Raw genomic sequence first — 13,372 nt, 5'->3', positions numbered from 1 at the left:
GGCGTGAAAATATCGTCGGCATGGTGGATCGCGCCACAGACGGCGCGCTGCGGCCCACAGCCAAAAACAGCGAGATGATCAACAGCCAAGAGGTGTCGGACAGAATCAAAGCCGCACAGGAGGCCGCTAGAACGCAGGAGGCTGATTTGTGGGCCAGAGTGCCCGAAGGTACCAAAGTCGGCACCACAGCGGCCCGACAGAAGGCGCAGGCCCTCATTGCGCAGACACCGAAGGCCCAGCGGGACGATATCCCGCGTGTGGTTCAGGAATTGCTTGGCCCAAATGCGAACAACGGCTTTGACGAATTCGAGACGGTTGGCGAGATGCACGGTCTCTACAGCAAGTTGCGGGAGGTTGCCCGTTCTGCGCGCAGCGGCACCAATCAACAACGCAACATGGCACGTATCGCGGATGAGGTTGCCGACGCTGTGCTGGATGATCTCGGCGCAGGTGCAGGAGTTACAGAGGCGGGCAAGGCTATCGACAACGCCCGCGCCTTCTCAGCCGAAATGCACTCAATCTTCAGTCAGGGTGTTGTGGGCAAGCTTTTGAAGCGCAGCATCGACGGCGATAAGACCATTGACCCCGGCTTGACGCTAAATCGCTCCCTTGGGCGGGGCGGCGCAACCGGCGCGGTGGGTGCTGATGATATCCAGAAGGCGACAGGCAGCTCAGCTGACCCACAGATGGAGGACTTCATCACAGGCCTATTTAACCGATCCGCGTTCAGTCCTGACGGTAAGTTTAGCCAGCGTGGGGCGCTGTCCTTCATGCGAGACTACGGCGAAATGTTGCAGCGTTTTCCCTTCCTGCGTGATACCCTTGATGAGGCGGTTAGAACCCAAACGCGGGCGACGAACGCAGCAGACCGTGGGGCACGCGCATTGCAGAATGCGGATAGCCCCTCCAAATCTGTCACAGCAGCATTTACGCAGGGGCCATCGGAGACGGCAATTGACACGGTATTCAAGGCAAAGAGGCCGTCGGTCGCGGCGCGTGATCTTGTCGCCACCGCGCGAAAGGACACGTCTAGAAAGGCTATGGACGGTCTTAAAGGCTCTTTTGCTGATTACGTGATCCGCAACAGCACCGACGCTAACGGCCTGAATGGCGAAGCAATGCTTGAGATGCTGGGCAAGCCCGAAATCGCCGCCACGTTGCGCACAGTACTGCCTGATGCTGACCTTAACCGCATCAAGACTATCGGTGCCGAACTCAAGAAACTGCGCGTGGGCCGCAAGTCTGCCCCGGACATCGGGGGGCTGTCACCGCGCTCACCAAACCGGCTTATTGAAATGGCCGCACGGGTCATCGCAGCTAAGCAGGGCGCAAAGATGGGCGGGGGAAGCAGTGGTGCATCCATCCAGACTGCAAACATGGCGTCGAGCCGGATGAAAAGCGTGCTAGGCAATCTCCAGAATGATAAGGCTGAGAAGCTGCTTATCGACGCGGTGACGGACCCTGAATTGTTCCGCCTCCTATTGGTCGATACCGGAAGCGTGAAGCTAACGCCAAAGCAGAAGAGCCGTCTTGCGCCTTATTTCATAGGCACCGGTGCAGCGATGGGGACCGAGTGATGCAATGGTCATCTGATGTATTCTCCGAAGAGGAGACGCAAGAGGTACTGCAATTCTTTACGCCTCATGACGTGACAGAAAAGCGGCGCAGTGTCTTGAGCAAATACCTACAGGAGATTCCGCCGCCGCACACTGATGCCCTATATACCTGCTACTGTGATCAACTGAAGCAGGCGGCGAAGCGTGTTCAGGAGACCGAGAACGTTGACGCGGAGCTTTGGTTCTATGCCCTAACGATCCGCACTCTTTCTTTCGAGGTGGAGCAGCAGTTCGAGGGGCCTGTAAAAAGCCTTCTCTTACCGCAGGCCAGTTCGCGGGATGAAGTGCCTACGCAATAGAGTGTGGTGGGGGCGATTTCCCCCACTAAGCCGCATTCAACAATTGCGACTTGCCCTTGCAGTCTCAACAGCCTGCAGCTTGCCCTTTGTCACGGCAATGGCCGTCTCCTTGTCGTTCCCCGACATACTAGAGAGAGGCAGGCCTAGAAGGATTACCCCCATGGTATCGCCACTAGCCGCATTCTTCTGAGCAGCGCTCAAATTCGCCAAATTCTGCTCTAGGGCAAGTTTTTCCTGTGCAAGATTCTTGCAAGAATGCCGGAGATAAGGGTTGGGGCCAATATCGACAGCAGAAATTTGATCAGGTTGCTTCGCACATGCGGCCACGGACAGGGCCAATATAATCGCCAAGGTTCTCATTTTTCTTCCTAAAATATCGTGTTGGTAATCAATGGTATGCATATCACCGGTTGCGGGTGAAGCATCGCGCGCGTCATGTTTCGTAGGCGGTGCATTTTCATCACTGACCCGAAGAGCATTTTCTCAGATACCTGGGCATCGTTGGTCGTGCTCGGCGTTGGAGACAGAGAGTAATCCAACTGGCGAAGCAAGCTAGCCCAGTCTCGAGGGGTTATTGAACTGACTGAGGTGCAATGGGCCGAAGATGAAACGCTGTTGAAAATGGCTACCCGCATCAAGGCGCGGGCGGTTCGTCGGGCTGGCGAATTGCTGCAACAGATTGAGCCCTCCAAGGGGGGCAGGCCGTCAAAAACTAAGGAGGGCGACCACCTTAGTTTCACACGCCAACATGCCGCCCGATCCGCTGGCATGTCTGAGCATCAGCAAAAGCAGTCAACTTGTAATGCCAACGGCCAAAGGGTCAGTTTAGTCGGCTGTTCCTGAACGCCCTTTTGCGCGCAATATCATGATAGTAGCAGCAAGGACTGCACCGGGAAGGTACAAGAGCCAATTTGCACGTGTCGTAAGGATTTCCCAGAAAGATAGATGAATTCTTAACTCGTCAGCATCCCCATAAGCGTAGAGTCCGGTAGCAAGGACGTAACAGCCGCTGATCGCGACGACATATTTAAGGATGTCCGAATCCCAAGTTTTCATTGGCCATAGGAAAATGCGAGCAATGAGTGGGAAAAGGATCAGGGAGCCAAGGGTGGCTCCGAAAAAAAGGCCAAAAGACGCCATCAGAAATTCTCCTAAACTGGAAAGGTAGCGGGTCTGCTCAAGTTTGCGCTAATGCGGCTGCTAGTTGGATTTATACCCGCCCCCAAAGTGCGTGAATAACACGGCAAGCAGCTTCAAGATCATTCATTCGGCGGGCATTTGAGGCTGGCGCGGCAACTACTTCACCATGTCGCACGTCAATTGACATACACAGCCGATTGGCGGGGGTTCGGTCCGTGGGATTGTTTTGATCAATATACATCCGCAACATTGTAGCGACGTAACGCCCCATGTCTCCGCGCCGCGCGCCATCATCTTGGGTCATTCGCAAAATTGCACCGCCGACTTGCTCTTGCCCCCGCTTTTCGCCGTAAACCCAGAGATCAGCGCGTACGGAAATTTCAACGCCTGCTAGCACAAGTTTGGGTTGAGAGTGCGGCGCGTCTTGAAATTGATACCTACCAAGCTGGTTATCCATAAGCCTTAGGCTATTTAAAACCTCAATTGACTGTCGCGCATCGTCCTGCCGAGTGTCTGATTCAGCAGGATCGACAGCGCGCTGTTCAAACATGGAAATCGCCTCATTTAGAGGATTCTGTGAACGTGATAAATCTGATAGGTATGTCTTGATGGCGCTTCGAGCATCTTGGTAGCGAGTTACAATAAAGGGTTGCGGGTCGTAGTTTCGCCGAATAATGGACTGTTTGGCGGTCTCGGAAGAAACCATATAAGTCGCTAGATCATTCGCGGAAATGCGCGGTATATCAGGAGAACGTGGCATGAAAGATGGGCACCTTGGTACTGCAAAAATTGATAACTATAGGTCCATTCATATCTCAGAACTTTCTCGTGAGTCTATAATTGACAACGGCGCTGAGCATTTGGGCTTTGGCGGGTATTTCCTATTTGAAACCAATAATGATAGAGCCCGACGTGGTATCAATATTTTAGCGCGGGTTGCGTCCCTCGATGCAGGTCTAGAAATGCTCGAAATTTGGAGTGAACGCAGTTCTAGCGTTGCTATACGTAGGTGACTGGCGCAGGAGTTGATCGTCCGGTAAATGGTTTGACAGCGTAGCTTCATGAAGCTTATTGACCAAAGAAAAGTTGTCTGATTCAGTGGTATCGGATGGCGCTGATAGCTAGCGATTGCAGCCTCACCGTCTTCTCATATGCTCAAACTGTTACTTACAGTTCTTGCGCGGAGGACGGCGTTTGTGGGTAGCCACTTTCACCGTCTTCCGACCTGTCGGTTTGGTTTTACAACCGCACTTCTTGGCCACGAGACATCACCTCCTTTCCCGAGCAGTAGCCCGGTGCGCAATAGGCGTGAACATCGGGGACGGTGCGATGTGACGGTGAGACCACCTAAACTGTCGCCGCTCTTGTTTGATTCCGCAACAGCCATGCTCAGGCTAAAGCACGTGTTTCACCTCGGAAGAAAGTTATCGTCAGAAGTGATCAAGAGTGCCACTACTTAAGCGCGAACACTCAGCTTCGCATTTTTCGGAGTAGTAGCATTGAAGAACATTATTATAATTTCGTCGATTACCGTCGCCTTGTCAGCCTGTTCACCTGCCAAAGAAGTAGGCATAGCAGACGCCAAGCGCACAGCAGCATTTTCAGCGCAACTATCCGGCGCTAGTACGGCTAGTCTTTGCGCGACATATGTGTCGGCAGCGACAAGCTATCAGTCAAAAATGATGGTCGAAGCCGAGCTAGGGGCAAGGGGCGTCGCTCACTGCTCTCGCAATCATGTGGGGGCACTCTCAGTCGCGCATTTAAATCGGAGCACCTATAGTCGAAGCCAGACCACGCAGGTATCTTCAGACAGAGATTGCGGGGACTTTTCCTCCAGTGCGCAGGCGCAGCGCTTCTTTCTCGCCGCTGGTGGGCCAGCGAATGATCCTCACAACCTAGACGGAGATGGAGATGGCTTAGCATGTGAATGGGGCGCAGCAGCAACACGGCTGTATCGGAAAGCCCTTCCCGTTATCCGGAGTGCGGCTCCCCGCCGCAGCAGCAGTAGCTCGCGGTGTCATGTCGGCCCGCGCGGTGGCACCTATACGATCACTGCAAGCGGAAGAAAGAACTACGGCGGATGCTAGTATTGAACAACTGAGTAACACTTTTTGAGAAATTGGTTAGAAGAACACCGGAGAAGAGTATCGCAACATTGGAGAAATCCGGTTTCCAATGTTGTGTTACATTCCTCCGGTGTTGTCTTACTTAAACTAGGGAGTAACGGGGGGAGGCGGCTCAGAATAGCCAGCGGTCCTCTAAGGCTTTCTGTCGATTGCAACGCCGTTACCCGTAGCGACTTCTCCACTTGCCATGAACTGTATGCCGTTGCCTTCAAACGCTTTACGGATCGCATCATGAGTATCCGCGTACCCCGCAAGGGGGCCATCCTTGCTCTCTAATCGTTGGATGGTCGGGTAACTTACTCCACTCACCTCCGCGAGCTTTTTTGCCGACCACTTCAGCAATGCTCTTGCCGCCCTAACTTGCTCGCCTGTCATGCGTCCACCTAACTTGATAGAAAATCTATTGACTTCGATTGAGGTCAACCTTATAGTATTTCTATCAACTGAGAAAGGCAACTGCCATGACAACCGCAGCTCAATACAATCGCAAAGCAATTATGACCGCCGCTTGGGAAATAGTCCGCAAAGCCAACTCGGCTCTGTACGGGTTCCGGGTGATCATGCGCCGCGCTCTGAAAGCCGCATGGGCTAATGCCAAGCATGAACGGGCAATGAAGGCGCGACAGGAAAAGCAAGCGAAGGCCGCGCCCGAAGTAATTCGCATCCAAGGTGAAATCGCCATCCTCGAAAGCAAGACCCACTGGGAGCAACCCGACTATGCCCGCATTGGCGTCCTTCGAGCCGCGCTGAGGGCCGTGCTCAGTAAATCCGGCGACCATCTCACGCATCGCGGTTGAGGGGGGTGTCCACGACTACCGCGCATGAGCACGCAAATTTGGCAGGGCTGATGCCTCGTCAGTTTAAATCTAAGGAGACTACCATGAATGACCTTGAAACCATCCGCTTCCGTCTCGGCCAATTCGCTAAGAAAGCAGGGGACATCGCTCCCTCGCTGATCCTCAACGCAGATGGTGCCCCAAGCCGCGAGATCATGAATTACTGCGACAAGCACAACTTGACGCTGGACTGGGCACTCTTGGGCGAAGACCCGGTTTACCGCCGCCCGAAGGCTCCTAATCCGGCCGATGTAGAACATGATGCAATCTTCCTACACGGTCTGCTCCAGGGGCTGGAGCTGTTGATTTCTGAAGCCGAGGCTGTCTCTTCGCCCGCTTCAAATGCAGCACATGCTTTGGCTCAGGAGGTTATCAAAAAGAGCGACCGTTTGAGCATCGACATTGGGCGCTTGGTGGATGCCACCCCTAACGCACGCAATGCGCAACTGGAGGCGAACCAATGAACGCGAACCTCGCAACCGCAATCACCGATGCATACGACCTCAGCAGCATTCTACGCGTTTGTGTTCGCTCTCTAGAAGGTGATGCGCCAGAGCAACCGGGGGATGGCGCAGCAACTGCCCACACCGTCAAATTGGCGGGGAACATGGTTGGCGACCTGATCAGCACCCTTGAACTGGTCGAGCTTAGAAGGGAGCAACCGGAACAGGATGCCAGCCAGAGAACAGGTGCCGTGCAGCTGCTGGATAAATGGAAGGCTGCAAAACGCACCAGAGACGCATTGATGCAGGCGCTACCTACCGAACAGACAGCCGAACCTGCGGAGATGGCCGAACTTGATCAGAATATCGAATGGTATGCGGAGCGCATTTCCTGCTTTGAACCGAAGTCCGACGCAGATGCGGCAGCCATGCTGGAATGGTGCGTTGAGGACTGCGCCGGAGAGCTGTTGTGTGAGCAGTACCCGCGCGCTCAGAAGGCGGTGATCGAATACCTGCGGGCTAAGACCTAACGAACCCGCCTGCGCCTCTCTGTCGGGGCGTGGGCAACGCGGTAGGGGCCGCATTGGAGGCTGTCAGTAATGAACTGCTACGCACAGAATCGGAACTGGTCCGACAGGTTTCTGCCTGAGATCAAGCAACTGATCGGCGGCTACCTATTGGAGACTGCTGCGGACCCTTTCGACCATATCCAAGCAACTGACCTCATGATGCTGGACGCCCGTGACATGCGGGTGGCCGCAAGGGTTCGGCGTCCCGGCTATGCACAGCGCTACCCCTACCAGTTCACCATACGCTCTGCGGTCGCCTCAGGCGCGCAAACGGAGCTTTCCAAGATTGTGAACGGCAATGGCGATTGGATGTTCTACGGGCACTCTAACGCGGATCAGACAGGCCTTGAGGCATGGTGGCTGATAGACCTTCGGGCGTTCCGCGCTGCGCTCATCCGCAACCGCGTGAACGCTCCGCAGATTGTCATGGGTGATCAAAGCAACCCTGATGGTACGCGGTTTAAGTGGTTTGATCTCAGGTCGTTTCCCTCTGATCCGCCGCTAGTGGTGGCCTCGTATGGGCATCCGCGTGTATAAACATTCGCTTTAGGTGCAATAAGTTAGGTAAAGGCGCTAGTAAGTGAGATAGGTCCGCCACGGCGATTGAAAACATCTATAAGGTTCGCGCGGACCGCGACCTGGACACTTTTGTTGCTCGACGCAACTTCGGAAGAGAAACCCAAGTGTGCATGAGCCGCGAAATTTTCGAGCCCGGCGTCAGCGACGCAGACATCTTGCATAGTGCAATCTGCAATTCCGCGAATATCAGACGCCTGAGCGATTAAAACGCCGCAAAAAGTCCGAGCAGGGTTTGTCTTTAGTTGAGGTGTTACTACACAGTCCCAAACCTGCGCTTCGCTAGAGTACTCTGCACGAACTACTGAAAGGTCGGTTTTTGAAAGCACCGATTTTGAGAAGGCTTTTTTCTTAAGCTCCCCGGTTCCCTTATCCATTAAGTCAGGATCGATGAGACAGTAAACAATCTCTTCGCTGGCGTTGACGGTGCAAGGTGAATATGCCGATTGGCGATGCTCCTCACATTTACAGCCTGACATTATGCCGATGCTTTTCCAGACTGAAGGTACTCAACCAGATCATTCGGAAGTCCGCTCAGGTTCAAGTCTTCTGGCCCGGCCCCGGGCCGGTACGATCCATTAATTTTCATAGCGTACCCTACAAGGCCGTCACCTTCGACGCTCGCGACCGCTGAGGTTTCACTACCCCGCCATTCGAAAAGGATTTCGTCCTCGCCGAAATCAATCTCTGGAAATGGGAGCCCAGGAGGAACTTTAGCAATGAACTTTACAGCATCTCGGCACACCTTGTGGTCCAGCTTTTTGCTTCGGCCCCCACTTAGAATAAATTCGATCAACTTGCCTACTATACCTTGGTCAGTAGGCTGAGTGACACTTGAGCCCAGCGAGCAACCTGAGCGAACTGCGCCCTTACTCCTACCGGCGCTCACAATCTCGATATTGGCGTGAGCAATTGGGCGGACAACAAGCCAATCACTTTCCTGGGGTGCACTGTTGATAGGACACACCCAAGTTTTACGCGGCGTATCTTGGTTGGAGCCAATATGGATATTGTTTGCCGCAGCGTGGCCCATGGAGCTCAAGTAAGCTTTCGCTAGCGGTTCAATTACGTGTGTCATTTTCACCCCCAATCGGCCTTGCCGGGCCAATTTTTTTCCTTAGTTCGTCGCTTATTGTACTCTCGAAGGCGCTGTGAAGTATACTGTGGGCCTCATCAAACCATGTAAGCAGTTCATCGGATTTTGCCACTTTTGCCTCACCAAACTCCCTGCGCGAACGAAGGTCAAGTATTGCGGCAGGTGTATCGTCCTTTGTGCCGGATGCGGCATGGAACACAAACTTGGTATCTAGTCGTTTGCCAACTTGAGCGCTGAATTCAACGCGTGGTACATAGTCGGCCTGAGGTGAGCCGATTGAAGCTAGCAACCCTTGAGGCGGCGCCATTGGTACCGAAAGATGGTCGCGCAAGAATGTTGAGAACTGATTCATGCCGTGCATTTCGGTGAAAGCATCTATGTAGCGCAAATCTGCGGCTCTGACGTTGGTAAAGTCGCTGCCAAGAGATAATACAGAATCAAGTGCAGTGACTGCCAGCGCTAAAGTTTCGCGAAACTCACTCCAGCCATCGTACGGTGGTGTGATGTTCACTGTGAAGACGCCTGGGCCATATTGGACCAAAGGCCAGCTGTCCGGCGCGGTTCTATAGCGAAAAATGGGTTGGCCCGCTAACATCTCATTGGGGACATGGTCCGGAACTAAGCGCTCGGCAAAGACAAACCCGACTTCTGCCATCGCGGCCTGCATGTCTGAATGCTTTCGTTCAAACAAAGGATCAATCTCTGAGCCGGGCATGGAGGCAATTGGCACCATATCCCAACGGACTTCCGCGACCACCTCGACCAAAGGTGCGTTCTCGTACAAATAGTCGTTGCTTTGACGCATGATTACCTTGTCCCTCGCCTGACTGAATCAGTATTCGACCTTAGAGGCAAGCTAGAATGTTATTCCTCCTGGTCAGCAAGGCTTGAGGTTCAGAATTACCCCAGAACTAGCTCGAGGGCAAAGACAAGCCTCCGCTCAGGCGAAGCGTAAAGGTGGATTGGGGGGTGGATGGAAAAATCGCGACTTGTCAAAATCGCTAAAAATTCAATCACTTATTGCGGAATTATGGTGCCCAGGAGAGGACTCGAACCTCCACACCGTTGCCAGTACTAGCACCTGAAGCTAGCGCGTCTACCATTCCGCCACCTGGGCACGTATCGTGTGGGGTGCTCTAAGGCTCAGCCGGGTGACTGTCAATCGCAATTTGAGCGAAATCTAGAAAATCCTGTGCGAGGATCGCTACAACCGGGGGTTTGGCCTTGTGACAGCGGCGGCGCACGGGTACATCCTGTCAGAGAATTTATCTACAGGAGCGGCAGAATGTCTAAGCTGGTCACGATTTATGGCGGTTCGGGGTTTGTCGGACGCTATATCGCGTATCGCATGGCCAGAGCTGGTTGGCGGGTGCGGGTGGCGGTGCGCCACCCCAACGAAGCGCTCTTTGTGCGGACCTATGGTGTGGTTGGCCAAGTCGAACCTGTTTTGTGCAACATTCGCAACGATGGCTCCGTGCGCGACGCGCTTCGTGGGGCGGACGCGGTGGTAAACTGCGTCGGCATTCTTGTCGAAACCGGCAAGAACAGCTTTGACGCGGTGCAGTCCGAAGGGGCGGAGCGTATCGCCCGCATGGCTGCCGCCGAAGGTGTTGCGCGTTTCGTGCATGTCTCTGCCATCGGCGCGGATATGGAGGCCGAGAGCGACTATGCCCGCACCAAGGGCGAGGGCGAAGCTGCCATTCTCAAACATATGCCTGAGGCCGTGATCCTGCGCCCTTCGATCATGTTTGGCCCCGAAGATGAGTTCTTTAACCGCTTTGCGGGTATGACCCGCACCGGCCCAATCCTACCCGTCGCCGGTGCGTCTACCCGGTTCCAGCCGGTCTTTGTCGATGACGTTGCCAAAGCGGCCGAAAAGGCTCTGGAGGGGCAGGCCCCCGCGGGTGTCTATGAGCTTGGTGGCCCTGATGTGGATACTTTCCGCGGCCTGATGCAGCGCATGCTCGAGGTGATTCACCGTCGGCGATTGGTGCTCAACATGCCGTGGTTCTTAGCCAAGATCGTCGCCTTTGGGTTCGACATGATGCAGGCCGCAACCTTTGGTCTTTTCACCAACAAAATGCTGACCCGCGATCAGGTCAAAAATCTGCGCAATGACAACGTTGTGGCAGAAGGGGCGCGCGGCTTTACCGAGCTTGGCATCACCCCCACCGCGATGGACGCGGTGCTGCCCGACTATCTCTGGCGGTTCCGACCCTCGGGGCAGTATGACGCCATCAAAGCATCGGCACGTAACCTGCGGCAGGGATAATGGAACAGTCGACCACTCTGATCGCCGCCTTTCTGGGTTTGCTGGAGGGGCTGACAGAGTTCATCCCCGTATCTTCGACCGGGCATCTTCTGTTGGCCGGTCACTTCTTGGGCTTTGAAAGCGCCGGACGGACCTTTGAGGTCGTGATCCAATTGGGCGCGGTGCTCGCGATCCTGACGGTGTATTCCGCACGGCTTTGGGCGGTATTCTCGGCCGCGCCGCATGATCCGCAGGCGCGGCGGTTCATCTGGTCGGTGCTTTTGGCCTTTCTGCCTGCGGTGTTCATCGGCGTTTTGGCCCATGACTTCATCAAGACGGTCCTATTCGAGACACCTCTGCTGATCGCCATCATGTTGGTGCTGGGCGGGGTGGTGCTGTTGATCGTGGATCGCATCGCACCTGCGCCGACCTATTCCGACGCGACCAAATTTCCGCTTTCCATGGCGTTCAAGATCGGCGTGATCCAGTGTCTTGCCATGGTGCCGGGCACCTCGCGGTCGGGGGCGACGATCGTTGGCGCCCTGTTGCTGGGGGCCAGCAAACGCGCTGCGGCGGAATTCTCGTTCTTTTTGTCGATGCCGACGATGGCGGGCGCCTTTGCCTATGACATCTACAAGAACCGCGACGTGCTGGATGCCTCTGCCATGGGCGAGATCGCCGTCGGCTTTATCATGGCCTTTATCTCTGCCGTCTTCGTGGTGCGTTGGGTGCTCGATTACATCAGCCGCTATGGCTACGCGCTTTTTGGGTGGTGGCGAATCCTTGTAGGTGGGGTCGTGATCGTCGCGCTTTGGGCAGGGTTTTAACGGTTAGGTCCGCATCGGACCTTAAATGATGCATAAAAATGACCTCCGGGCGTTCCATTTGCCCGGAAAGAGGTAATTAGGTCAGCACTGCTGTCTTTTATTTACTTGGGCGCTCTCGTATACGAGCCTTCTGACGGAATTTGTCGAAGGAACGGGTATATGGCGAAGCAGGTCATGCTGAAATTTACAGACGTTGCGCGGGATATGCCCGAAAAACGCCCGCCCGATTTGCGCCGGACGGATTTCGACGAGATTTATGCCGAATATGCGGATGCGAAAGCGGCTGAACAGTCCAGCCGGTGCAGCCAATGCGGCGTGCCCTACTGCCAGACCCATTGCCCATTGCACAACAACATTCCCGACTGGCTGCGCCTGACCGCCGAAGGGCGTCTGCAAGAAGCCTATGAGATCAGTCAGGCGACCAATACCTTTCCCGAGATCTGTGGCCGCATCTGCCCGCAGGACCGCCTGTGCGAAGGCAACTGCGTGATTGAGCAGTCGGGCCATGGCACCGTCACCATCGGCTCGATCGAGAAATACATCACCGACACCGCATGGGAGCAGGGCTGGGTCAAACCCGCCGCCCCGCGCGAAGAGCGCGCTGAAAGCGTTGGCATCATCGGTGCCGGCCCCGGCGGTCTGGCAGCGGCGGACATGCTGCGTCGCGCGGGCGTGCAGGTCACCATCTATGACCGCTACGACCGTGCGGGCGGGTTGCTGACCTACGGCATCCCCGGATTCAAGCTAGAGAAAGACGTGGTCGAGCGCCGCAATGCGCAGCTTGCCGAAGGTGGCGTGACCTTTGAATTGAACTGCGATGTGGGCGTCGACCTCAGCTTTGGCGCGATCCGCGGTAAACATGACGCGGTGATCATCGCCACCGGCGTTTACAAAACGCGCGAGATCGAAGCCCCCGGCGTGGGTGGTTTCGGCGTGGAGCGGGCGATCGACTTCCTCACCGCCTCCAACCGCAAAAGCTTTGGCGACTCGGTTGAAGAGTTCGAGAATGGCCGCCTGAACGCCGCGGGCAAGAAAGTCGTTGTGATCGGCGGTGGCGACACCGCGATGGACTGCGTGCGCACCTCGATCCGCCAAGGCGCGGAGAGCGTCAAATGCCTCTACCGCCGTGACCGGGCCAATATGCCGGGCAGCCAACGCGAAGTGCAAAACGCCGAAGAAGAGGGCGTGATCTTTGAATGGCTCAGTGCGCCTAAGGGCTTCGTCGGCGATCCGGTGACCGGCGTCATGGTGCAAAAGATGCGCCTCGGCGCGCCGGATGTCACTGGCCGTCAGGCCCCCGAGGTGATCGAAGGCGCGGATTACGTTGAAGACGCCGATCTGGTCATCATGGCGCTCGGGTTCGAGCCCGAAGACCTGCCGACCCTTTGGAACGAACCGGAGTTGCCGGTAAACCGCTGGGGCACGATCAAAGCCGATTACGTCACCGGGGCGACGGCGCTTGATGGCGTCTATGCCGTCGGCGACATCGTGCGCGGGGCGAGCCTCGTGGTCTGGGCCATCAAGGATGGCCGCGACTGCGCGCAGGCGATCCTTGATGATTTCAACGGGGCGCAGCGCATCGCTGCGGAATGA

The 13,372-nt window shown here is 55.5% G+C and carries 17 protein-coding genes and 1 tRNA gene; 11 read left to right on the top strand and 7 right to left on the bottom strand.

Translation table 11 applies throughout. From position 1 onward, the window contains the following. Together J3456_RS10825 and J3456_RS10820 are read left to right on the top strand one after the other, a co-directional pair. The coding region (locus J3456_RS10825; RefSeq protein ID WP_349580254.1) for a hypothetical protein at positions 1 to 1,577 on the top strand (1,577 nt) is incomplete at its 5' end. Beyond that, positions 1,577 to 1,915 carry a hypothetical protein gene (locus J3456_RS10820; protein ID WP_349580253.1) on the top strand — a complete coding sequence of 113 codons (339 nt, stop codon included), beginning with the start codon at positions 1,577 to 1,579 and terminating at the stop codon, positions 1,913 to 1,915. The genes J3456_RS10825 and J3456_RS10820, both read left to right, overlap by 1 nt. Positions 1,916 to 1,951: 36 nt before the next feature. Here J3456_RS10820 and J3456_RS10815 read toward each other — a convergent pair whose 3' ends face one another. Further along, entirely contained in the window at positions 1,952 to 2,317 is a 366-nt protein-coding gene (locus tag J3456_RS10815; RefSeq protein ID WP_349580252.1) for a hypothetical protein, read from the bottom strand. 808 nt (positions 2,318 to 3,125) lie between these two features. Continuing rightward, positions 3,126 to 3,815, bottom strand: a complete 690-nt coding sequence (locus tag J3456_RS10810) for a hypothetical protein (RefSeq protein WP_349580251.1) — start codon at positions 3,813 to 3,815, stop codon at positions 3,126 to 3,128. Between J3456_RS10810 and J3456_RS10805 the strand changes: the two genes are divergently transcribed. Both J3456_RS10805 and J3456_RS10800 read left to right on the top strand, forming a co-directional pair. Further along, the gene (locus tag J3456_RS10805; RefSeq protein WP_349580250.1) at positions 3,814 to 4,068 is read left to right on the top strand and encodes a hypothetical protein; all 255 of its coding nucleotides are present in this window, start codon (positions 3,814 to 3,816) and stop codon (positions 4,066 to 4,068) included. The genes J3456_RS10810 and J3456_RS10805 overlap by 2 nt on opposite strands. A 666-nt stretch (positions 4,069 to 4,734) precedes the next feature. Beyond that, complete coding sequence (locus J3456_RS10800; protein WP_349580261.1) at positions 4,735 to 5,142, top strand: excalibur calcium-binding domain-containing protein; 408 nt, start codon at positions 4,735 to 4,737, stop codon at positions 5,140 to 5,142. 171 nt (positions 5,143 to 5,313) lie between these two features. On the opposite strand, the gene J3456_RS19415 is transcribed toward J3456_RS10800, so the two are convergent. Then, positions 5,314 to 5,556, bottom strand: a complete 243-nt coding sequence (locus J3456_RS19415) for a helix-turn-helix domain-containing protein (RefSeq protein WP_502989504.1) — start codon at positions 5,554 to 5,556, stop codon at positions 5,314 to 5,316. 86 nt (positions 5,557 to 5,642) lie between these two features. Here J3456_RS19415 and J3456_RS10795 point away from each other — a divergent pair, with 86 nt between their 5' ends. The 4 genes from J3456_RS10795 (at position 5,643) to J3456_RS10780 (ending at position 7,566) form a co-directional block, all read left to right on the top strand. After that, complete coding sequence (locus J3456_RS10795) at positions 5,643 to 5,978, top strand: hypothetical protein (protein WP_349580249.1); 336 nt, start codon at positions 5,643 to 5,645, stop codon at positions 5,976 to 5,978. An 83-nt stretch (positions 5,979 to 6,061) separates the two neighbouring features. Beyond that, positions 6,062 to 6,481 carry a hypothetical protein gene (locus J3456_RS10790; protein WP_349580248.1) on the top strand — a complete coding sequence of 140 codons (420 nt, stop codon included), beginning with the start codon at positions 6,062 to 6,064 and terminating at the stop codon, positions 6,479 to 6,481. After that, positions 6,478 to 6,990 carry a hypothetical protein gene (locus J3456_RS10785; RefSeq protein WP_349580247.1) on the top strand — a complete coding sequence of 171 codons (513 nt, stop codon included), beginning with the start codon at positions 6,478 to 6,480 and terminating at the stop codon, positions 6,988 to 6,990. Before J3456_RS10790 ends, J3456_RS10785 begins: the two co-directional genes overlap by 4 nt. A 69-nt stretch (positions 6,991 to 7,059) precedes the next feature. Then, positions 7,060 to 7,566 (top strand): hypothetical protein, encoded by a 507-nt coding sequence (locus J3456_RS10780; RefSeq protein WP_349580246.1) that lies wholly within the window; start codon positions 7,060 to 7,062, stop codon positions 7,564 to 7,566. A gap of 23 nt (positions 7,567 to 7,589) precedes the next feature. Here J3456_RS10780 and J3456_RS10775 read toward each other — a convergent pair whose 3' ends face one another. The 4 genes from J3456_RS10775 to J3456_RS10760 form a co-directional block, all read right to left on the bottom strand. Beyond that, on the bottom strand, positions 7,590 to 8,084 hold the full coding sequence (locus J3456_RS10775; RefSeq protein ID WP_349580245.1) for a hypothetical protein: 495 nt from the start codon (positions 8,082 to 8,084) through the stop codon (positions 7,590 to 7,592). Then, positions 8,084 to 8,683 carry a hypothetical protein gene (locus J3456_RS10770; protein WP_349580244.1) on the bottom strand — a complete coding sequence of 200 codons (600 nt, stop codon included), beginning with the start codon at positions 8,681 to 8,683 and terminating at the stop codon, positions 8,084 to 8,086. The genes J3456_RS10775 and J3456_RS10770 overlap by 1 nt, the downstream gene beginning before the upstream one ends. Beyond that, positions 8,667 to 9,506, bottom strand: a complete 840-nt coding sequence (locus J3456_RS10765; RefSeq protein WP_349580243.1) for a TIGR04255 family protein — start codon at positions 9,504 to 9,506, stop codon at positions 8,667 to 8,669. Before J3456_RS10765 ends, J3456_RS10770 begins: the two co-directional genes overlap by 17 nt. 226 nt (positions 9,507 to 9,732) lie before the next feature. Then, positions 9,733 to 9,818 (bottom strand) — tRNA-Leu (locus tag J3456_RS10760). A 168-nt stretch (positions 9,819 to 9,986) separates the two neighbouring features. Between J3456_RS10760 and J3456_RS10755 the strand changes: the two genes are divergently transcribed. From J3456_RS10755 to J3456_RS10745, 3 genes are all read left to right on the top strand, one after another. After that, on the top strand, positions 9,987 to 10,973 hold the full coding sequence (locus tag J3456_RS10755) for a complex I NDUFA9 subunit family protein (RefSeq protein ID WP_349580242.1): 987 nt from the start codon (positions 9,987 to 9,989) through the stop codon (positions 10,971 to 10,973). Then, complete coding sequence (locus J3456_RS10750; protein WP_349580241.1) at positions 10,973 to 11,779, top strand: undecaprenyl-diphosphate phosphatase; 807 nt, start codon at positions 10,973 to 10,975, stop codon at positions 11,777 to 11,779. The genes J3456_RS10755 and J3456_RS10750 overlap by 1 nt, the downstream gene beginning before the upstream one ends. A gap of 159 nt (positions 11,780 to 11,938) precedes the next feature. Beyond that, positions 11,939 to 13,372 (top strand): NAD(P)-dependent oxidoreductase, encoded by a 1,434-nt coding sequence (locus tag J3456_RS10745; protein WP_349580240.1) that lies wholly within the window; start codon positions 11,939 to 11,941, stop codon positions 13,370 to 13,372.

It is taken from the genome of Sulfitobacter sp. NFXS29, assembly GCF_040148765.1.
Classification (GTDB): domain Bacteria; phylum Pseudomonadota; class Alphaproteobacteria; order Rhodobacterales; family Rhodobacteraceae; genus Sulfitobacter.
The sequence above is the reverse complement of the archived record's forward strand: the minus strand, read 5'-3'. Positions and strand labels throughout refer to the sequence as shown.

Bases quoted from the DNA above. Each gene is read 5' to 3' on its own strand.
- J3456_RS10820 (WP_349580253.1), top strand. From the start codon at position 1,577: ATGCAATGGTCATCTGATGTATTCTCCGAAGAGGAGACGCAAGAGGTA.
- J3456_RS10815 (WP_349580252.1), bottom strand. From the start codon at position 2,317: ATGCATACCATTGATTACCAACACGATATTTTAGGAAGAAAAATGAGA.
- J3456_RS10805 (WP_349580250.1), top strand. From the start codon at position 3,814: ATGAAAGATGGGCACCTTGGTACTGCAAAAATTGATAACTATAGGTCC.
- J3456_RS10810 (WP_349580251.1), bottom strand. From the start codon at position 3,815: ATGCCACGTTCTCCTGATATACCGCGCATTTCCGCGAATGATCTAGCG.
- J3456_RS10800 (WP_349580261.1), top strand. From the start codon at position 4,735: ATGATGGTCGAAGCCGAGCTAGGGGCAAGGGGCGTCGCTCACTGCTCT.
- J3456_RS19415 (WP_502989504.1), bottom strand. From the start codon at position 5,556: ATGACAGGCGAGCAAGTTAGGGCGGCAAGAGCATTGCTGAAGTGGTCG.
- J3456_RS10795 (WP_349580249.1), top strand. From the start codon at position 5,643: ATGACAACCGCAGCTCAATACAATCGCAAAGCAATTATGACCGCCGCT.
- J3456_RS10790 (WP_349580248.1), top strand. From the start codon at position 6,062: ATGAATGACCTTGAAACCATCCGCTTCCGTCTCGGCCAATTCGCTAAG.
- J3456_RS10785 (WP_349580247.1), top strand. From the start codon at position 6,478: ATGAACGCGAACCTCGCAACCGCAATCACCGATGCATACGACCTCAGC.
- J3456_RS10780 (WP_349580246.1), top strand. From the start codon at position 7,060: ATGAACTGCTACGCACAGAATCGGAACTGGTCCGACAGGTTTCTGCCT.
- J3456_RS10775 (WP_349580245.1), bottom strand. From the start codon at position 8,084: ATGTCAGGCTGTAAATGTGAGGAGCATCGCCAATCGGCATATTCACCT.
- J3456_RS10770 (WP_349580244.1), bottom strand. From the start codon at position 8,683: ATGACACACGTAATTGAACCGCTAGCGAAAGCTTACTTGAGCTCCATG.
- J3456_RS10765 (WP_349580243.1), bottom strand. From the start codon at position 9,506: ATGCGTCAAAGCAACGACTATTTGTACGAGAACGCACCTTTGGTCGAG.
- J3456_RS10755 (WP_349580242.1), top strand. From the start codon at position 9,987: ATGTCTAAGCTGGTCACGATTTATGGCGGTTCGGGGTTTGTCGGACGC.
- J3456_RS10750 (WP_349580241.1), top strand. From the start codon at position 10,973: ATGGAACAGTCGACCACTCTGATCGCCGCCTTTCTGGGTTTGCTGGAG.
- J3456_RS10745 (WP_349580240.1), top strand. From the start codon at position 11,939: ATGGCGAAGCAGGTCATGCTGAAATTTACAGACGTTGCGCGGGATATG.